The organism is Bacteriovorax sp. As-1 (assembly GCF_058446905.1).
Map to the genome: position 1 here is coordinate 2,425,904 of NZ_CP184341.1, position 18,379 is coordinate 2,444,282.

19 protein-coding genes are annotated in these 18,379 nt (G+C 42.4%); 10 read left to right on the plus strand and 9 right to left on the minus strand.

Translation table 11 applies throughout. The features are described from left to right. Nucleotides 1-56 precede the first annotated feature (56 nt). Entirely contained in the window at nt 57-338 is a 282-nt protein-coding gene (locus ACN20O_RS12170) for a hypothetical protein (RefSeq protein WP_491634199.1), read from the plus strand. Here the strand turns inward: ACN20O_RS12170 and smpB are convergent, their stop codons facing one another. From smpB to tsaD, 4 genes are read right to left on the minus strand one after another with little or no spacing between them, the layout of a single operon-like run. After that, on the minus strand, nt 339-785 hold the full coding sequence (smpB, locus tag ACN20O_RS12175; RefSeq protein WP_102242579.1) for an SsrA-binding protein SmpB: 447 nt from the start codon (nt 783-785) through the stop codon (nt 339-341). After that, the gene (locus ACN20O_RS12180) at nt 785-2,095 is read right to left on the minus strand and encodes an OmpP1/FadL family transporter (RefSeq protein ID WP_491634200.1); all 1,311 of its coding nucleotides are present in this window, start codon (nt 2,093-2,095) and stop codon (nt 785-787) included. The genes smpB and ACN20O_RS12180 overlap by 1 nt, the downstream gene beginning before the upstream one ends. Continuing rightward, on the minus strand, nt 2,092-2,904 hold the full coding sequence (rsmA, locus tag ACN20O_RS12185) for a 16S rRNA (adenine(1518)-N(6)/adenine(1519)-N(6))-dimethyltransferase RsmA (protein WP_491634201.1): 813 nt from the start codon (nt 2,902-2,904) through the stop codon (nt 2,092-2,094). Before rsmA ends, ACN20O_RS12180 begins: the two co-directional genes overlap by 4 nt. Next, the gene (gene tsaD, locus ACN20O_RS12190; RefSeq protein ID WP_102242582.1) at nt 2,904-3,968 is read right to left on the minus strand and encodes a tRNA (adenosine(37)-N6)-threonylcarbamoyltransferase complex transferase subunit TsaD; all 1,065 of its coding nucleotides are present in this window, start codon (nt 3,966-3,968) and stop codon (nt 2,904-2,906) included. The genes rsmA and tsaD overlap by 1 nt, the downstream gene beginning before the upstream one ends. Nucleotides 3,969-4,050: 82 nt before the next feature. Between tsaD and ACN20O_RS12195 the strand changes: the two genes are divergently transcribed. From ACN20O_RS12195 to ACN20O_RS12235, 9 genes are all read left to right on the plus strand, one after another. Beyond that, nucleotides 4,051-4,521 carry a DUF3015 family protein gene (locus ACN20O_RS12195; RefSeq protein ID WP_102242583.1) on the plus strand — a complete coding sequence of 157 codons (471 nt, stop codon included), beginning with the start codon at nt 4,051-4,053 and terminating at the stop codon, nt 4,519-4,521. Then, the gene (locus tag ACN20O_RS12200; RefSeq protein ID WP_491634202.1) at nt 4,487-6,331 is read left to right on the plus strand and encodes an Lnb N-terminal periplasmic domain-containing protein; all 1,845 of its coding nucleotides are present in this window, start codon (nt 4,487-4,489) and stop codon (nt 6,329-6,331) included. Before ACN20O_RS12195 ends, ACN20O_RS12200 begins: the two co-directional genes overlap by 35 nt. Further along, entirely contained in the window at nt 6,315-7,127 is an 813-nt protein-coding gene (locus ACN20O_RS12205; RefSeq protein WP_491634203.1) for an alpha/beta hydrolase, read from the plus strand. The genes ACN20O_RS12200 and ACN20O_RS12205 overlap by 17 nt, the downstream gene beginning before the upstream one ends. A gap of 104 nt (nt 7,128-7,231) precedes the next feature. Further along, complete coding sequence (locus ACN20O_RS12210) at nt 7,232-7,315, plus strand: potassium-transporting ATPase subunit F (RefSeq protein ID WP_102242586.1); 84 nt, start codon at nt 7,232-7,234, stop codon at nt 7,313-7,315. Between the two features lie 8 nt (nt 7,316-7,323). Beyond that, nucleotides 7,324-9,015, plus strand: coding sequence for a potassium-transporting ATPase subunit KdpA (gene kdpA, locus ACN20O_RS12215; protein WP_491634204.1), 1,692 nt, complete (start codon nt 7,324-7,326; stop codon nt 9,013-9,015). Between the two features lie 12 nt (nt 9,016-9,027). Further along, entirely contained in the window at nt 9,028-11,052 is a 2,025-nt protein-coding gene (kdpB, locus tag ACN20O_RS12220; RefSeq protein WP_491634205.1) for a potassium-transporting ATPase subunit KdpB, read from the plus strand. Nucleotides 11,053-11,061: 9 nt separating this feature from the next. Further along, a complete protein-coding gene (gene kdpC / locus ACN20O_RS12225) occupies nt 11,062-11,601 on the plus strand; it encodes a potassium-transporting ATPase subunit KdpC (protein WP_491634206.1) in 540 nt (179 codons plus the stop codon). Beyond that, on the plus strand, nt 11,591-14,281 hold the full coding sequence (locus ACN20O_RS12230; RefSeq protein WP_491634207.1) for an ATP-binding protein: 2,691 nt from the start codon (nt 11,591-11,593) through the stop codon (nt 14,279-14,281). The genes kdpC and ACN20O_RS12230 overlap by 11 nt, the downstream gene beginning before the upstream one ends. A 14-nt stretch (nt 14,282-14,295) precedes the next feature. Continuing rightward, a complete protein-coding gene (locus ACN20O_RS12235) occupies nt 14,296-14,982 on the plus strand; it encodes a response regulator (protein WP_491634208.1) in 687 nt (228 codons plus the stop codon). Nucleotides 14,983-14,985: 3 nt separating this feature from the next. Here the strand turns inward: ACN20O_RS12235 and ACN20O_RS12240 are convergent, their stop codons facing one another. The 5 genes from ACN20O_RS12240 to pal are packed head-to-tail and all read right to left on the minus strand — an operon-like array spanning nt 14,986 to nt 18,283. Continuing rightward, a complete protein-coding gene (locus tag ACN20O_RS12240; RefSeq protein ID WP_491634209.1) occupies nt 14,986-16,572 on the minus strand; it encodes a multiheme c-type cytochrome in 1,587 nt (528 codons plus the stop codon). A gap of 16 nt (nt 16,573-16,588) precedes the next feature. Next, entirely contained in the window at nt 16,589-16,966 is a 378-nt protein-coding gene (locus ACN20O_RS12245; RefSeq protein ID WP_491634210.1) for a tetratricopeptide repeat protein, read from the minus strand. Nucleotides 16,967-16,983: 17 nt separating this feature from the next. Further along, nucleotides 16,984-17,403, minus strand: a complete 420-nt coding sequence (locus tag ACN20O_RS12250; RefSeq protein WP_491634211.1) for a hypothetical protein — start codon at nt 17,401-17,403, stop codon at nt 16,984-16,986. 45 nt (nt 17,404-17,448) lie between these two features. After that, nucleotides 17,449-17,751 carry a DUF4398 domain-containing protein gene (locus tag ACN20O_RS12255; RefSeq protein WP_158649558.1) on the minus strand — a complete coding sequence of 101 codons (303 nt, stop codon included), beginning with the start codon at nt 17,749-17,751 and terminating at the stop codon, nt 17,449-17,451. Nucleotides 17,752-17,761: 10 nt separating this feature from the next. Then, nucleotides 17,762-18,283, minus strand: a complete 522-nt coding sequence (gene pal / locus ACN20O_RS12260) for a peptidoglycan-associated lipoprotein Pal (protein WP_133566706.1) — start codon at nt 18,281-18,283, stop codon at nt 17,762-17,764. Nucleotides 18,284-18,379 lie beyond the last annotated feature (96 nt).

Below are 18,379 nucleotides of genomic sequence, written 5' to 3' on the forward strand. Positions count from 1 at the left end.
GAACTCAATGAATAGTTTTTTAGTGAATAAATTTTAAAATAAGTGATAATTGACTCATGAAGAAAATAGTCATTATTCTCCTTCTCACTATATCAGCAACGGCCCTAGGTCTTTATTTTAGGCCTTCTTATCCATTAATTGGGCAGTTAGACTGGTGGAATGTACTGACTAAGGGGTATTTTGTGGGGGCAGTCTCAGGCTTTTTCAGTCAGGGGTTTCTGGATGAATCTTTCTGGTACGTGATGCGCTATACGATGGGAGGACTGATTGCAGGTCTCGTGATCGCTATGGCCTTCGGTGGAAAGTCGTCGGGTTCTGCTAAAAAGAAGAAGGCCTAACTATTCGTCGTAACTTCCGCGCTGAAGTTTTCTCTTCACATCTTTTTCTTTATCGCTTTCGCGTTTGTCGTGAAGTTTTTTACCTTTTGCCAGAGCGAACTCTAGTTTTACTTTTGAGTCTTTAAAATAAATTTTAGTGACAACTAAACTCATCTGCTGAGTTTTCATCGTGTGGTAAATGCGGTTGATTTCCAGTCGGTTTAAGAGGAGTTTCTTAACCCTTGCTTCCTGGTGGTTGTGGATATTTCCAAAGGCGTATTGGGGGATTAACACGTTGTAGGCCCACACTTCACCTTCGCCGTCGATTACGACATAGGCTTCGCCCAGGTTAACTTTGCCTTCGCGTAGAACTTTAACTTCCGTTCCTTGTAAAACGATTCCTGCTTCAAAGAATTCCTTTAAAGAGTAGTCAAAGCCTGCACGTTTATTTGTTCCAATTATCTTCATTAGAAATTAAATTTCACTCCAAAAGTTCCGGCGATTATATAGCCGCCAATGTCGTATCCAGGGGCCCCAAGTTTTGAGCCTGCTGTTCCATTTTCTTGCCCGTCAGCTTTTGTGACGTGCTTTTCCAGAAGATGATGATACTGGAGACTTGCTCCTAAGTGAACATCTTTTGTCCAAATCACCATGCGGTACTGGATTCCACCAGTTCCCACAACTGTGTCTACGTCAATAGAGTTACCCGCTTGTGAAAAATCTCCTTTAAGTGGAGTCATGCGGTATTGAGCTCCAAGCAGAGTACTCCAACGGTCAGTCCAGTTGTATTTGATCCCAAGGCGAGGGTTGATGGTGTCGCGAGTGGTGATTTTTTCATAGTTATTACTTGGAACAACTGCACCCGATGTTTTTTCAACCTTCATGATCGGTGTTTTGTAGTTTGACCACATCTGGTACTCAAGACCGGCGTAAAGCTCGGCATCGCCCACAATGTATGTTGAACCTAAACGGAAAGTGTGTGGGTCATAGTAAATCATCGATGTCAGTGTCGAGTTGATCAGCGCCAGGTTCGGGTTTGTGATTTCCCCAAATACTGTCGTCTTTAAGTTCGACTTCATTTCTTGCTGATAAGTGAAATACACCGAATTGGTATCAAACATTTTTGTCACAGAAGCAATGGCCGCAATTGAAGGGGAAACCTTCGCCTGACCCTTGGCCCATGATCCGTAGCTGGCCCCGTTTAAGCTCATATTTGTTTTAACTTCAGCTGTCGCTTGAAAACCTAACATTGCTCCCAGAGACCAGGCGAAGTCATCACTCCACTTGCGAGCGAAGTTTAAATAAGATGATGTTCTTTGGTAGCGCGAATGAAACATGACGTACTCAGGAAGGAAAGCATCCCCAGAGTTGGTTTGTGTCAGGTGGCCTATAGGCATGAAAATCGAAAGGGCCAGAGTTCCTAAGTGAACTTTTCCACCAACAGGTATGGCCGCGTGAAGAGCACTTCCGTAAAACTTTTGGTAATCCGTTTTTGCACTTCCGTAAGTTGTCCCACTCGTTGAGTTGGTGCTGTTGGTGACAACGATATTGTTGATTGGTTTAAAATGAGTCGCTGTCGATGTCGCTTGCGCTAGAACGTTAAACTTATCAGAAAAACCAAGCACCGATGGAGCGTAGTAGTTGTTACTTGGATCGTTGGCATTTAAGTTGGCCTGGTTTCCAATCCCACTGGTTGAAAAACTCGCACCGAATAATTCAGGGTAAGCAGCATAAGCATTCGTTACAAGTAAGCATTGAAGTAGAAGAATCCATTTCATTTTTTTAACATCCTATAAAGTTCGATCACTTGATTGAGCTCCAGAGCTTCTGCTCTGATCGTTAAAGGAATCCCAAGCGTATTAAAGCTTGATTCAATAAGTGGAAGCGGAAAGCTTGCTTTTAAAATCCCACCCAGCTGTTTTCTTTTTTGTGAGAAGAGAAGGCGAAGGAATTTTTCCAGCGCATGGAACTCTGAGAGTGGAACAAGTGGCGTTTCACGACGAGACATTGTGAGAACGGCCGAGTCAACTTTCGGAGGTGGGTTAAAAGCTCCGGGAGGAACTTTACACAGAAGCTTGCAATCAAAGTATGTTTGCGTGATGGCCAAAAGAGATCCCATATAATTTTTTGTTGTCGAAAAAGGAAAGACCTTATCGGCCACTTCTTTTTGAAACATCAAAGTCATGTATTTAATTTCCGGCGCCTGCAGGAAGTTAATTAAAAGCGGAGTGCTGATGTTGTATGGAAGATTAGACACTAACCAGATATTTTTCTGGTCGATATTCTTCTCTTTTAAAAAAGCACTCAGATGCACAGCTAGTGCATCTGTCATGGTGATTTGATTATCGCTAATAAATTGCAGAAGGTAAGGAGGAAAGCGGTCGTCTTTTTCGATAACAAAAAATGGAAGACCTTCACTCTTTGATCTGAGGGCCAGAAACTCAGTGAGAATCCCAGGGCCCGGGCCAATCTCTAAAACAGCTTCTGCTTGTCCTTTGAAATCTGAACAGATTCTGTCGATCACGCCACTGTCGCGAAGAAAGTGCTGGCCTAGGCTTTTATTAGCTAAAGGGAGTTCCATTTTCATTAAAGTTTATCCCCTTTGCGTTGGTGCTCAAGTTTCTCTTTCTTAGAAACAAATTGTCCGCGGGCATCCAGTCCTAAACATTCTGGGAATGAAATGGCATCGTGATAAGTTCTAAGTGCGTAGTTAGCGATCATCGCGCCGTTGTCTGTACAAAAGCGAGGAGCAACGACGTGAACATTTTTATAATTGTTTTTTAAAGTTGTGCGAAGACTTGAGTTACAAGCAACTCCACCACCAACAACGATTGGCAAGTCGTGAGCGCCAGCAATGTCCTGGGCCTTTTTTAATTTTCTTGAAAGTGCTTCAACGATGGCATACTGATAAGAAGCACACACATCTTCCATTTTGAAGCTTCCTTCTGGGTTAGCTTCAATGAAATTTCTAAGCGATGTTTTTACACCAGAGAAACTTAGAGTCGCATCTCCAGAGTCCAGCATCGAAATAGGGAAGGTGTATTTTTTTGGATCGCCGTTAACAGCGAGGTCATCAATGATTTTTCCAGCAGGGTACCCAAGACCTAAGAGTTTTCCACCTTTGTCGAAGGCCTCTCCAGCAGCATCGTCAATGGTGTTGCCCAGAATTTCAAATGAAGTCGGACTTGTGACTTTTAAGTAAAGGCTATGGCCACCACTTACCAGTAAACCTAAGTACGGATATGGCACGCTTTCAGTGAGGTGAATGGCCTCAAGGTGCGCATATAAGTGATTTACCGATGCAATTGGCAGATTATGAAGCAGTGCCAAAGTTTTAGCACAATTAATTCCAGTTAGGAGGGGGCCCAATAGGCCTGGGTGAGTTGTCACGGCGATGAGACTTACATCTGTAATTTTCACACCCGCAGTCTTAAAACACGAATCTAAGAGCGGAGTGATCTTCTCGAGGTGGTTGCGCGCAGCGATTTCTGGCACGACTCCTCCCCATTTTTGGAGCATTAATTCTTGGGAAAATGACTGGTGGGCCAGGAGTGTCGGCTTCTCCGAAAGATCATCGGGATTCCCTTTTAAAAGGGCAAAAGAAGTGTCGTCACAGCTAGTCTCGATACCGAGGATAATTTTTTCTTTCATTCGTAGTTTTCTTATTGAGTTTTAAGCCAATATACCTGAACCTATTCATTATGAAAACTTTCATAGTTCAAGGAGGACTTAAATGAAACTTATTATCGGACTTTTCGCACTTGTAGCAGCTTCTTCAGTATTTGCAGCAGATACTTCATCTGGATGCGGTATGGGATACGAAGTAGCTCCAAAGCAATCTCTAGTATCTTCTTCAACAAGATCACTAGTTAACGCGACTTTCTCTAACTCAATCGCAATGACTCTTGGAACTTCTGGATGTGCTAAGCACTCAATCGTTAAAAACGACGCAAAAGGAATCCACTTTGCTGAAGCGAACATGAACCAACTAGCAGTTGAAATGTCTCGTGGAAACGGTGAGTTCGTAGCTGGATTTGCTGGTGTTTTCGGTTGTCAAAACGCAGAAGCTTTTGGTTCAATGGTTCAAGCAAAATATGAATCAGTTCTACCATCGGCAAACACTTCTGGTGTAGAACTTTACAACAACGTAAAGGCTGAAATCAGAAACAATGCAACACTTTCTGCTTCTTGTTCTCTTATCTAATTTTTTAATCGCTGCCGGGCCCGCCTCGGCAGCGTCTTTAGATTTCGATCACAAATACTGGCTCAAACTCCTTCATTACAAAAACGGTAAATCTCAAGTCGATGGCGAGAAGTTTTTCTTTGCTCCTGATGGAAAAACTAATCCAGAAGCTGAACTTAATTGGACGATACAGGCCTTTCACGAGCTTGATTCGAAAGTTGGCTGGTTTGGTTATCCTGCTCAGTGTGTGTTTCGTGAAAGATATGAATTCTTAAAGGCCCAAGGACTGCTCAGTGGTGTTCCGGACATTGCATGTCCGGTGTTCGACGAATGGAAAGCGGGACTTAATGCTGAATCAGTGACTCTCATTTTCTCATCTTCATATCCTAACAATCCCTCATCACTTTTTGGCCATACACTTTTACGACTGAACCAAAAAGGAAAGTCCAACGATCTTCTTGATTACGCTGTCGCTTTTTCTGCCGTTCCCGAAACAGAAGATATGGGGCTCATTTTCGCTTTTAAAGGAATGTTCGGAGGATATAAAGGGCTTTTTGAAGTCACTAAGTACTACACGAAAGTTAATGAATACAACAATGGAGAGTCGAGGGATTTGATTGAATACAATCTCAATATGACTCCCGCTGAACGCGACCGCTTAATTAATCACCTGTGGGAATTGTATCAGACGACGTATTTTGATTATTACTTTGCCGATGAAAACTGCTCAGCTGTTCTCGCTGATCTTTTGTCTGTCGCTTACAAAGATGACGACAAGGTCAATGTCCACGCGCGCTGGTATTATCTTCCAGGGGAAATGGTTAAACACTTTGAAGAAACTCCGGGGAGAGTGGCCTCAACAAATTACCGCGCGAGTTTGAAAAAGCAAGTGGCCAAGATGTGGGAGCATTTGTCTTCTGAAGAAGTGGCGCAAGTTAAAAAGATTGTCGATGATGAAGTTCTTCCAGAGGATGTGAATAATCCTAAAGTGCTCGACGCTGTTGTGGCCTATTTGGATTTCACTCACTACCGAACAAAAAATAAACTCAATGAAAAGCTCGCTAAGCTTCAAAGAGCAGCGCTGGTTAAAAGGGCCAAACTGCCAAAAGCTGAAATCGTCAAAGAAGTTTACGACCAGACCAATATGCCGGAGAACTCTCACGACCCACAAAAGATTTCGGTTTTTGCCCGCGTGGAAAATCATACGACACTCATGGGATTTGAATTAAAGCAGGGATACCATGACCTCATGGCCCGCGATCAAGGCTTCGATCCTTTTTCTCAATTTGATTTTTTAACAGGTTCATTCATTTACGATGTAAAAAACAAAAAGCTCGATTACGACAAACTGGTTTTAGTGGATCTTATCTCTCTTCACGAATACCGCTTCTATGATCCTCAGCTTTCATGGAGAGCAAAGGTTTCAAGTGAAAGGCTTTACGACTTAGACTGCTCACTTTGCCATAAAGTTAATGCCAACGCTTATGGGGGAGTGACATTGAGAGGAAAAAACACCGTCGCGAGTTTTATGGCCGGAGCTTTTGGAGAGGTGAGCTCTCACTTGAAAAAAGGTTTTAGAGCAGGACCTGCGGCCGAAGTGTCTTTTTATGCTCAACTTGGAAATAAGTATAAAATCGGACTTATTGACGAGCTTCGTTTTGATGCCACTAAAAAAATCTCTGAGGACTACTACAACAAAGTCACTCTTAAACATTCACTTTTTTTTGACCGCCAACAAGACGTGCGTTTTGAAAGTTCGGTCATTTCTCGCTTTGGAAGTTTCTCAAAAAACACAATTATTCATGAGGTGAGTTATGGGCACTATTTCTAAAATCGTTTTATTGTGTCTCTTTCTCACAAGCTGTAGTTCGATTATTTACCAGCCGGATAATTACCTGTATGCGACTCCTGAGCAGTTTAAAGTGAAGTTTGAAGCTTTTACAATTCCTTCTATTGATGGAACAAAACTCTCAGCGTGGAGAATGTTCTCAAAAAATAAAAATCCTAAAAACCTAGTGCTTTATTTTCATGGCAATGCCCAGAACCTGACGTCTCATTTTGCCAACTCTGTTTGGATGATGGATTACGACTATGACAGCATTATTTTCGATTACCGCGGTTATGGACTTAGTGAAGGGAAACCTGAACCAAAGGGAGTGGCCGAAGATGGACTGGCATTTTTAAACTACGCTTATGAGCAGTATAAAAAAGGCGGTTTTAAACGCTTTATTGTCTACGGGCAAAGTTTAGGAGGAGCGATCCTTCTGAAATCCCTTGAAGACTTTAAGCACAGAGATGAGATTGCTCTTCTGGTTTTAGATTCAACTTTTTTATCGCCAAGAGAAGTGGCGCGCGAAAAAACATTCTGGCCTCTGTCTCTCATTATCACTAACTCATATACAGCTGACCCGAAGCTTACTCACTTGACTATGCCGGTTTTATCTATCCATTCAACCGAGGATTTCGTGATAGCTTACAAATTGGGGCAACAATTGTACAACCGTATCACCACGTCCCCAAAGAAGGATTTCTGGACCTTCAGTAACCGCGGGCATGGGGACGTCTTCTATGTGGAAAACAAGAAATATCAACAAGAATTCTTGAAATATGTAGAAGCACTTCCCTAGGTTTACGCCCTTCTTTACTAAATCTTTACTCCTCATCATGGGCTTTTGATGAAATCTTGATCCGTGATTGGCTATTCTAAAGACGTCTTAACGGAGGTCTTTTTATGGATTTTGCTATCGTGGGCGCCATTGCCGCTCTCACATTCATCTATCTTATTTATTGCTTAATTTTTCCGGATAAATTTTAGGAGTCCCTATGAATGGTTATGATTTGTTACAAGTCATCATTGCGCTTTTTTTCCTTATTCTTTTTACACCGATTTTGGGTGCCTTTTTTCATAAGTCGCTTTCTGGTCAATCTACACTTTTAGGGAAGATTGCCAGACCTTTTGAAAAATTGCTTTATCTCCTAATCGGAGTCGATGAAAAAGAGGAGATGACCTGGTCGCAGTATTTAAAAGCAGTCTTAGCTTTTAACTTTATCGGTTTTCTTTTTGTCTTTTTCGTTCTGCTTTTTCAAGGAAGCTTGCCACTTAACCCGGCCAATCTTCCAAACTTAAGCTGGCACCTTGCTTTCAATACCGCCGTGAGTTTTATGACCAATACCAATTGGCAGTCTTATGCCGGAGAAGCGACGATGAGTCACTTTTCACAGATGGTTGCTTTGACAGGACAAAACTTTTTATCAGCGGCCACTGGTATCTCAGTTATGTTGGTGGTCATCCGCTCTTTTAAAAATAACCAGTCAAAGAAGCTGGGAAATTTCTGGGTGGATCTCAACCGCTCGGTGATTTACATCCTTCTTCCATTGGCAGTTCTTTGGGCCGTTCTTTTATCTTCTCAAGGAGTGATCGATAACTTAAGTGCTCCAGTCACTGTTAAAACATTAGAGGGTAAAGAGCAGGTGATTGCTCAAGGGCCAGTGGCCTCTCAAATAGCGATTAAACAATTGGGAACAAATGGTGGGGGATTTTTTAATGCCAACAGTGCCCACCCGTATGAGAACCCAACTCCTTTTTCAAACTTCCTGCAACTTTTGGCGATCCTCATCATCCCAGCAGCATTGACGATGACTTTTGGGTATATGTTAGGAAAACCTCGTGAGGGATGGATTCTTTTTTCAGCCATGCTGATTGTCTTAGTGTTAGGACTGGGGATTTCCCTGTGGTCTGAATTTCAAAGCAATGCACTGACAGCTCATCATTATGCCATGGAAGGAAAAGAAGTCCGTTTTGGTGTGACTAATTCTGTTTTGTGGTCAACATTCACGACTGCCGCAAGTAACGGTTCAGTAAATGCTATGCACTCATCTCTTACTCCTATGGCCGGTGGAATCGCCATGCTCAACATGCTCTTTGGGGAAATCATTTTTGGTGGAGCGGGAAGTGGTCTCTATGGGATGCTTTTATATGTCATCTTAACTGTGTTCATCGCCGGGCTTATGGTTGGTAGAACACCAGAGTACCTGGGGAAAAAGATCGAAGCGTTTGACATTAAGATGGCCATCATGGGGATTCTTGCTCCAAGCTTTGTTATTCTTTTTGGGACAGCTTTTAGTTTATTAACTCCCTCAATTATGTCGAGCTTGATGCATAAAGGCTCTCACGGCTTTAGCGAAATCTTCTATGCCTTTACATCGACAGCTGGAAATAACGGGAGTGCCTTTGCCGGGCTTTCGGCCAACACTCCCATTCTCAATACACTACTGGGGATTTCAATGTTGATCGGTCGTTTTGCCGTCATCCTTCCGGTTATGGCATTAGCTGGGAACATCTCACAGAAAAAAATCATGCCAGAATCAGTAGGGACTTTTAAGACCGATAACTTTTTATTTGTCTTCTTATTAGTCGGAGTCATTGTCATTGTTGGCGCATTGACATTTTTTCCGGCATTAAGCCTAGGGCCAATCATTGAGCAAATCATGTTTATCCAAGAGAAAACTTTTTAAAACGAGACTTATATGAAACAGAAAATCTTAACGAAAGAAATTTATATGCAGGCGATAGGTGACTCTTTTAAAAAGATGAACCCTAAAACCCTGATAAAAAATCCAGTCATCTTTATTACTGGACTAGGTGCCCTGATCACGACCATCACCCTTGTCGCTCACGGCTTCAATTGGTTTGAATTCCAGATTTCCATCTGGCTTTGGTTCACAGTTTTATTTGCCAACTTCTCTGAAGCGATTGCTGAAGGAAAAGGAAAGGCCCAGGCGGAATCCTTGAGAAAATCTCGCACACACGCTGTTGCGAGACTCCTAAAAAATAAAGTGGAAACAAAGATCAATGCCACTGAATTAAGTAAAGGGGATCTAGTCGTTTGTGAGGCCAACGACATCATCCCGGCCGACGGGGAAATCATTGAAGGTTTAGCTTCAGTTGATGAATCAGCGATTACTGGTGAATCAGCACCAGTTGTCCGCGAAAGCGGAGGAGACAGAAGTGCGGTAACTGGTGGGACGAGAGTTTTGAGCGACCGCATTGTGGTTAAAATCTCTGTTGACCCGGGAGAAGGATTTTTAGATCGTATGATTTCTCTGGTTGAGGGCGCAAGCCGACAAAAGACTCCCAATGAAATTGCCCTTTCTCTTTTATTAACGGCACTAACTTTAGTTTTCCTGGCCGCAGTCGTAACCTTAAAGTTTTTTGCTGATTACGCAGGAGAATCTGTCTCTATTCCTATTTTAGTTTCTCTGCTGATTTGTTTAATCCCTACAACCATTGGTGGATTATTAAGTGCAATCGGGATTTCAGGAATGGACCGCTTAATCCAAAAAAATGTTATTGCCCTTAGTGGGCGCGCGGTCGAAGCTGCCGGAGACATCGACATTCTTCTTCTCGATAAAACAGGGACCATCACTTACGGAAACCGCATGGCCAGTGAATTGATCGCTGCCCCTAATATCGGTGAAAAAGAAATGTATCGACTTTCATACTTAGCTTCAATGAGTGATGACACTCCAGAGGGGAAGTCGATCATCGAGTTTGCAAAAAATAAATACAGTGAGCTTGAGTCATTAAGCCTTGCCCCCGACAGAGAGTTTGTTGCTTTCACGGCACAAACCAGAATGAGCGGGATCAATATGAATGGCGGCAAAACCCAAATCAGAAAAGGGGCCGTTGATGCCATTGAGAAATTTGTCGTCTCTCTTGGCGGGCAAATGCCAGAGGCCATCGTACGCGCCAGCGAAAATATCGCAAGGGCCGGTGGAACACCTCTCGTTGTTTGTGAGAACGAGCACGTCTTTGGTGTGGTTTATTTAAAAGATGTCGTTAAAAATGGCATCCGTGAAAGATTCGCTGAACTTCGCCGCATGGGAATTAAAACCATCATGATCACTGGGGATAATCCTTTAACGGCCGCTTCCATTGCCGCTGAAGCAGGTGTCGATGATTTCATGGCCCAGGCAACACCTGAGATGAAATTAAAGCGCATCAGAGAAGAACAGGAAAAAGGCCACCTGGTGGCGATGACTGGGGATGGAACTAACGATGCGCCGGCCCTGGCGCAAGCCGATGTCGGAGTGGCGATGAATACCGGGACTCAAGCGGCCCGCGAAGCAGGTAACATGATTGACCTCGACAGCAACCCAACGAAGCTCATTGAGATCGTTGAAACAGGAAAACAAATCCTCATGACCAGAGGAAGCTTAACAACTTTCAGTATCGCTAATGATGTGGCCAAATACTTTGCGATTATCCCGGCACTCTTTGCTGGTCTTTATGCCGTCCACCACAACGATGGACCACTTTCTATTTTAAACGTCATGAAGCTTGGAACTCCCGAGTCGGCGATTTTAAGTGCTGTTATCTTTAATGCCCTGGTGATCGTGGCGTTAATTCCTCTGGCCTTAAGAGGAGTCGCTTACCGCTCTGTCGGAGCAAGAGCTTTACTGCAAAGAAATATTTTAATTTACGGAGTTGGTGGTCTCATCACTCCATTTATCGGCATCAAGCTTATTGATATGCTGATTAGTGCTTTTTAAGAGGGACTTATGAAATTAATAAGACAATCAATTCTATGTTTTGCTGTTATGACCGTGATTCTCGGTGGCGTGTATCCAGCGGTGGTTATGGGGATTGCTCAAACCTTTTTTCACGACAAGGCCAATGGGAGTTTCCTGAGTGTAGACCACCAAAAAGTGGGTTCAGAACTTATCGCACAGGAGTTTACTCAAGAGAAATTCTTTTGGGCCAGACCTTCGGCGGCCGGTTACAACGGCTCAGCGTCTACAGGCTCTAACTATGCACTTATAAACAAGGACCATCAAAAAGCTGTTGCTGAACGCAAGGCTCAAGGATTGGACTTCGATCTTTTGACGACTTCTGGAAGTGGTCTTGACCCGCACATTACACCTAAGGCCGCTTATCTACAAGTTCCAAGAATTGCCAAGTCTCGCGGTATTGATGAAGACGCTCTTAATCAAATGGTGAAGGATGCAATTGAAGAAAGACAGTTTGGACTCCTAGGAGAAGAGAGAGTAAATGTGTTATTGTTGAACATGAAATTGGAGAACATCATCGATGAACGATAATGGTGAGCGCCCGAATCCCGAGATGCTCTTAAAGGCCATCAACCGCCTGGAGACATCAACTGTCAGAGGGAAACTTAGAATTTTTCTAGGAATGTGTCCTGGCGTGGGAAAAACCTACGCCATGTTAAAAACCGGGATAGAGAGAGTTAATCGCGGTGATAAAGTTTTTATCGGTATCGTTGAAACTCATGGGCGTATTGAAACGGAAGTGATTACGAATCACATTCAAAAAATCCCGCGTTTAAAAGTTGAGCACAAAAACACCATTGTCGAAGAGATGGACTTGGAAGAAGTCCTGCGCTTAAAACCTGATTTGGTTTTAGTAGACGAACTTGCCCACACTAACATCGGGTCGATGAGACATAAAAAACGCTATCAGGATATCGAAGAAATTTTAAATCACGGTATCGACGTTTATACGACAGTTAATATCCAGCACATTGAAAGTATCAAAGACTCCGTTTTAAAAATTACAGGAGTTAATGTTAGAGAGACTGTGCCGGATTTCTTTTTTGACCTCGCTGATCAAGTTGAAATCGTCGATCTCTCTCCCGATGAGCTTCTTTTGCGTTTAAAAGAAGGAAAAGTTTATCTTGGCGATAGAGCAGAAAGGGCCGCTGAGAATTTTTTTAAGATCGAGCATTTGATTGCTCTTCGCGAGCTCGCCCTAAGATACATTGCTCAGAAAGTTGACCACGACCTGCAAGACCAAATGGTTTTAAAAGGTCTAAGTGGCCCATGGAAAACCAATGAAAAATTATTGGTAGGAATCAGTCACAGCCCACATTCGGAGCGACTGATTCGCGCGACCAGAAGAATGGCCTCGCTGATTGATTGCCCTTGGTACGCTCTTTACGTGCAAACCGGGGTGACCTTGACTGAAGCCGATCAAAAGCAATTAAGAACGAATATTGATATGGTCCAGGATTTAGGTGGTGAAATTATCACCAGCATGGACACTGATATTCTCAATGCCATTAGAAGAACCTGTCATGATAAACACATCACCCAGATTCTCTTGGGGCGCCCTGATAAGAGATTGTTTAAAGATCTTTTCCAGCGAGGAAACCTGCTGGATCGTTTAGTGAATTCTAAGAGTGAAGTAGACATTCATGTGATCAGGTCAGAAAGGCTCCCGGTTTACACAGGTTTTTCATCTAAATTTTTAAGACATCTCCCGAAATTCACCTCTTCGCTTTATAGTTACTATGGGGCAAGCTGGATGATGCTCGGGCTCTCAATTGTTGGTTACGGTTTTTCTCCTTTTATGGGATACCGTTCAATGGGCTCGCTCTTTTTAGTGGCGATGCTCTTTTTCTCAACATTTTTAACTAAAGGCCCGCTGATTTACTGCGCGTTCTTAAGTGCATTTATCTGGAACTTCTTTTTTATCCCACCGCAGTTTACTTTTAATATCCAGGCAAAAGAAGACATCCTGATGGTTGTCTCGTATTTTATTGCTGCCTTAGTGGGTGGAATGCTCACTTCAAAAATTAAAAAGCAGGAAGAAATCCTGGAGAGAAGAGAAAAGCAGACTCGCTCCCTTTATGAATTCACCAAAGAGCTGTCAGGACAAGGTGACGAAAAGAAAATCATTTCCTTTTTAAAAGGGACACTGGAAGACCACTTTGGATCAGGAATTAAAATTTTAGTCAGCGACTTGAAAGAAAAAATCCTGGTGAATAATATTTTATTAAACGAAAAAGATTACTCAGTAGCTTTATGGTCATACCACCACAATAAAAAGGCCGGCTGGTCGACAGATACACTCTCGGCCGCTGATTGTATCAGTATGCCTCTATCGGGAGAAAACAACGTCCTGGGAACAGTGCTTTTTTATCCGAATGACAAAAAGAAACTCCTGAGTATTGACCAGGAAGTTTTAATTGATACGTTGATGAAGCAAGCTTCACTTGCGCTAGAAAGAGTGATCTATGGAAAACAAGTTCATGAATTAAGACTGGCGGAAGCTTCCAAGAAGCTTCACCAGACTCTTTTAAACTCAGTGTCTCATGAAATGAGAACGCCTCTTACAGCTCTCATTGGCTCGGCTTCAGCTCTACAAGAAAAAGCAGTTGGAGAAAATGCAGAAACCAGAAACATCCTCACATCTGAGATCGTGTCTTCGGCTAAGCGCTTAAATCGCGTAGTCGAAAACCTTCTGGATTTAAGCCGCTTGGAAAGAGAAGACCTGGCACTAAAGAAAGAATGGTTTAGCTTTGAAGACTTTTTCCATGAATTAAAATCTCAAGCGCAAAATGATTTAGGTGAAGTAACATTAAAAAGCGAAGGAAATTTAAGTGGCCTCATCGAAGCAGACTTCACTCTTCTTCTGCATTCCTTTGCCAACTTAGTGTCAAACTCTGTCCGTTATGCGGCAACCGAAGCACAAATGACTTTCGTCGTTAATGATAAGGCCTCTAAAGATTATTTCGACATTTACTTCTATGACAACGGCCCGGGAATCCCTAAAGAATATAAAGACCAGATCTTTGAGAAATTCTTCAGGCTCCCAAATTCAAAGGCCGGAGGTCTTGGTCTGGGGCTTGCGATCGTAAAAAGTATTATCGAACTTCATGACGGAAGCATTGAATTGAGTGATACTTATAGTGGAGCTTGTTACAAGATCAAGCTTCCAAAAAAACAGGTGCCTAAAAATTTGGTTAATCAAGAAGCCTAACCAAGAGACTGAATATGAACACCAAAATCCTGGTCGTCGATGACGAAACATCTATCCGCAAATTCCTCAAGGTTTCTCTTGAGGCCAATCAATTTGAAGTGGTGGAGGCCCATAACGGAAATGAAGCTCTTCAGAAAGTGATTGAAGCTCGCCCTGGATTGGTCATTCTCGACCACGGTCTTCCGGATATGAATGGGATTGAAGTGCTAAAAAAGCTTCGTGAGTGGTCGAGTGTCCCGGTGATTTTTCTCACGGTCAGAGACGCTGATGAAGATAAAGTTCAGGCCCTTGATAATGGCGCAGATGACTACCTGACAAAGCCTTTTAGCTTACCGGAGCTGATGGCGAGAATCCGCGTGGCCCTTCGCCATTCAAAAACTGAAGAGACTGAACCGGTTCTTAACTTTGGAAAACTTTCTTTAAATCAGGCAACACACAAGGTTTCTTACGACAACCATGAATTAAAACTTACCTCAACTGAATACGATCTTTTAAAACTCCTTTTAAAAAATGGAGAAAAGCTCGTTCCTCACCGCATGATCTTAAAAGAAATCTGGGGGCCCAACTCTGTTGAGCACAACCATTACCTAAGAGTGTATTTTGGCCAGATTAGGAAAAAACTTGATCAAGTCCATGCGGGAGCAGGGGAAATTATCGAGAATGAATCAGGGGTAGGATACAGGCTTAAAAACGTACCCTAGGATTTACATCCTAGGGCAGCTGACTTTCTTATAACTTTCTTCGAATTTTGCGTTTACTTTAATTCCACTTTCATACCATTCAGGTGACTGATCTGGAGTGTGGCATCCAAGACATTTATTTTTAATGTTGAACTCGCGGTCCTTCTCTGCCAATTTTGGTTCAGTGCGAACCGGGTGAGCGTCTTCTTGCGTGTGGCAGTTTAAACACTGAACATTAGCGAAGTTACTTTTTACACCAGCTTTTTTATCCAGAGCAAACCACTTCACAGAAACTTTTTTGATCTCTTCTGGTGGAAGCTTTCTAACAGTCTCCACGTGTGCGCCCATCTTCTGCACTTCATCCCAGTACGTCTTTAATGGTTTACCTTTAAATGCCACCATATTTTTCTGAGTTGTATAACCTTTTGGATCATTGAGTCCTAGAGAGTGGCAACCAATACAAGAGAGATTATTCGGCTCTTTTACATTGATTAAAGTCGTGTAGGCGATTGAGTGCGGAGTCTTTTGCCAGAAATCAGTCTGAGGTTTGTGGCACTCAATACAGCTTGCCGCTGTTTTAAATTTCTTCACATCCTTGTGGATTTCAGCATTTAAAATATCACTCATTCCCATCTTCGCCTGCTCTTTAATCTGCAGGTCATTCATTTTTGTTTTGTGGTCATCAATAAATGAGCGCATTGGGTTGGGAGAGAGCTTTCTTTCTAGTTCATCACGGATTTCATGAAGCTCGTAGGTGTCAGTTTGCTTTTTTGAGTTCACGTCGATCTTAATGTCACCGATGTAGTGGTTTTTAGAAAGCGTCTGAACGATTTTAACGTTTCCTTCATCAACCGAGTAACGAAGAAAGCTTTGAGAGTGAGCACCGATAATCCAGTCCACAAATGGGTAGGCCTTAGCCAATTCTTTATCAGGGTCAATCCCAGCATGTGAGAGGATAACTAAACGGTGGTAGTCATTATTTTTTTCGTATCCGGCCGCTTTAAGCTCTTCCATAATCCCAGGAAGGGCGTCCGCTGGTTTCATAAAATAATCAGCATGAGGGCCGTTAAAAACTTCAGGATCAACCAACCCAACTAAAAAGATTTTTGATTTGTTTCTTTCAATAACAGCAAACTTCTTGTGTTTGATTAAATTTTCATCTTTTAGGTTGGCAATTAAAAACTCAAATTTTCTGGTGTTAGCAATTCCCTGAAGGAATGTAAGTCCCATGGCAAAGTCCTGATCTCCTGGAAGATAGTACTTAAGACCAACTTGCTCTAAACCAAGGGCCAGGTTTTCTCCGGCAAAAGTCAGCGAGTCCTTCATCGTTACAGGAACTACAGATGAAGGAAAGAAGGTGTCACCCGTATCAACGTAGATGAGCTCACTGTCTTTTGAAATATCAGCAAAAAGCCCGGCAACCTGCGGAAGACCTCCAAGCGGGAAGTTTCGACAGCCACACGGATGAGTTTCACCGCTGATATTGTGAGAGAAGACGATAGAGACTTTCTTTTCGACTGGCGCCTTCACCACCGAGTTCTTGTCGACTGTCTCGATAAAGTAAGAACAAGAGGTGAGGGCCAGTAGAGAGAGGAGAAGGTATTTTTTCATACTATATCTCTGGAAGTTATTTTTTTAGCTTTTGGGCTTCCTGTGCTTCTTTGCTTTTTGGGAAACGTGAGATCAGCTCGTCAAATGTCATGCTGGCTTCGTCTTTTGATTTTAGCTGAGTGAATGTTTTCCCCAGGTTTAAAAGCGCCTGAGGAGCGTAGCTTGAGTCTGGGTTGTCGCTGAAAACTTTTGAGAAGTACACTTTAGCACCTTCATAGTTTTTCTGTCTGTACTCAGTCATTCCCAAGTACAGTGTTGCACCTTCGCGGTTTTTCTTACTGGCCTTTTTGTTTTCAGAAACCTCTTTAAAGATTTCCTTTGCCGAGTCGTATTCTTTAGCGCGGAATTTTTTCATCCCGTTATCAAACGTAGCTGGAAGATCTTCATCCTCCATTTCTACGCTATCTGGATTTACCGCTTTTTTTTTGAAGACGTCTTTTCAACCGGCTTTTCTGCAAGCGCTTTTAATTTTTCAAGAACTTCTTCGATATATCCACTTTGATTGTTAACTTTTTCAGTTAAAGCTTTTAGGTATTCAACTTGTTCTTTGTTTGATTTCTCCAGAACGTTGATGCGATCGTTAAGGGCCTGGTTGTCTTTAATTGATTGCGAGCGAGCGTGGTTAGCTTCTTCAAGTTGCCCTTGAAGTCTTGAAACTTGCTCTTCGATTGATTGAAAACGAGTATTTCCTGAAGCTGCCATTTTCTTTGATTGTTGAACTTCTTCGTTTAACGTTTCAACAGTTCTTTCTCGGCGGATATCTTCTTGTGTTTTACAAGCTGAAACAAAAATAACTAGAAATGCACAAATGAGAATTTGAGAACGTTTCATGAATCAATACCTCTTCCAATGAGTGTAGATAAATAATAGGGTTGCCTATAAATTTTCTAACGTCTTCTTCCTAATAGCAACATATTCTGCACGTTCGGAATATTTTTTGGATAGTAGAGCGTATTGTTGGGCTTTATTAAAGTATTTGCGTTTGTATGAAGACTTGGCCTTTAGATAGTAATACTCGGCTTTTCTGTAGAGACCGGGAGCTTTGACATCTGCCTGGGCTTCTTTGGCGGCCATGAAAGCGGTCTGGGCCATGGACATTTCAAGTTTCGGGCGTGTGGTAGTTAGACCACACGCTGAAACTAATAGAACAATAAGAATTAAAGCTAAATTATTTTTCAAAATCTTTTAATTACTTTTCAGTTACTACGAAGTTCGCTCTACGGTTTTTTGACCAAGACTCTTCATCGTGTCCGAAAGATACTGGTTTTTCTTTACCAAGAGAGATGATGCTGATTCTTGAAGAAGCTACACCTTGAGCTACTAAGTAGTCTCTTGTTGCTTTCGCTCTTCTTTCTCCAAGTGCAAGGTTGAATTGAACACTTCCGCGCTCATCACAGTGACCTTCAACTTGAACTCTAACTGATGCGTTTGTTTTAAGAAAATCAGCGTTTGCATTTAGTGTATCGCGAGTAGAACCTTCGATCGCTGAAGAGCTGTATCCAAAGTATACAGTCTTAAGAGCACCAGCACGGTTTGAATCAGAGTCACCGTTTAGCTCTAGAGCTACACCAGAGTTGTTCCCATTGTCGATTTGAGAAGAAGTATCTGTACCATCTACACCATCAGTAGGTTTAGTTTTTTTGCTCGCACAAGATGTAAGAGTTAGAGATGCTGCCAAAAGTGTTAATACAAGTACCGATCTGAATTTCATGAAAAAGCTCCTTAATGTTTAAAAAAATCAAAAGATATTCCAAATGATCTTAAAGACAGATATGATTATGCCAACTTTACTGTATATAAGGAAGAA

Excerpts from the sequence above, each read along its gene's own strand:
- ACN20O_RS12170 (WP_491634199.1), top strand. The coding sequence starts at position 57 with ATGAAGAAAATAGTCATTATTCTCCTTCTCACTATATCAGCAACGGCC.
- smpB (WP_102242579.1), bottom strand. The coding sequence starts at position 785 with ATGAAGATAATTGGAACAAATAAACGTGCAGGCTTTGACTACTCTTTA.
- ACN20O_RS12180 (WP_491634200.1), bottom strand. The coding sequence starts at position 2,095 with ATGAAATGGATTCTTCTACTTCAATGCTTACTTGTAACGAATGCTTAT.
- rsmA (WP_491634201.1), bottom strand. The coding sequence starts at position 2,904 with ATGAAAATGGAACTCCCTTTAGCTAATAAAAGCCTAGGCCAGCACTTT.
- tsaD (WP_102242582.1), bottom strand. The coding sequence starts at position 3,968 with ATGAAAGAAAAAATTATCCTCGGTATCGAGACTAGCTGTGACGACACT.
- ACN20O_RS12195 (WP_102242583.1), top strand. The coding sequence starts at position 4,051 with ATGAAACTTATTATCGGACTTTTCGCACTTGTAGCAGCTTCTTCAGTA.
- ACN20O_RS12200 (WP_491634202.1), top strand. The coding sequence starts at position 4,487 with ATGCAACACTTTCTGCTTCTTGTTCTCTTATCTAATTTTTTAATCGCT.
- ACN20O_RS12205 (WP_491634203.1), top strand. The coding sequence starts at position 6,315 with ATGGGCACTATTTCTAAAATCGTTTTATTGTGTCTCTTTCTCACAAGC.
- ACN20O_RS12210 (WP_102242586.1), top strand. The coding sequence starts at position 7,232 with ATGGATTTTGCTATCGTGGGCGCCATTGCCGCTCTCACATTCATCTAT.
- kdpA (WP_491634204.1), top strand. The coding sequence starts at position 7,324 with ATGAATGGTTATGATTTGTTACAAGTCATCATTGCGCTTTTTTTCCTT.
- kdpB (WP_491634205.1), top strand. The coding sequence starts at position 9,028 with ATGAAACAGAAAATCTTAACGAAAGAAATTTATATGCAGGCGATAGGT.
- kdpC (WP_491634206.1), top strand. The coding sequence starts at position 11,062 with ATGAAATTAATAAGACAATCAATTCTATGTTTTGCTGTTATGACCGTG.
- ACN20O_RS12230 (WP_491634207.1), top strand. The coding sequence starts at position 11,591 with ATGAACGATAATGGTGAGCGCCCGAATCCCGAGATGCTCTTAAAGGCC.
- ACN20O_RS12235 (WP_491634208.1), top strand. The coding sequence starts at position 14,296 with ATGAACACCAAAATCCTGGTCGTCGATGACGAAACATCTATCCGCAAA.
- ACN20O_RS12240 (WP_491634209.1), bottom strand. The coding sequence starts at position 16,572 with ATGAAAAAATACCTTCTCCTCTCTCTACTGGCCCTCACCTCTTGTTCT.
- ACN20O_RS12245 (WP_491634210.1), bottom strand. The coding sequence starts at position 16,966 with ATGGAGGATGAAGATCTTCCAGCTACGTTTGATAACGGGATGAAAAAA.
- ACN20O_RS12250 (WP_491634211.1), bottom strand. The coding sequence starts at position 17,403 with ATGAAACGTTCTCAAATTCTCATTTGTGCATTTCTAGTTATTTTTGTT.
- pal (WP_133566706.1), bottom strand. The coding sequence starts at position 18,283 with ATGAAATTCAGATCGGTACTTGTATTAACACTTTTGGCAGCATCTCTA.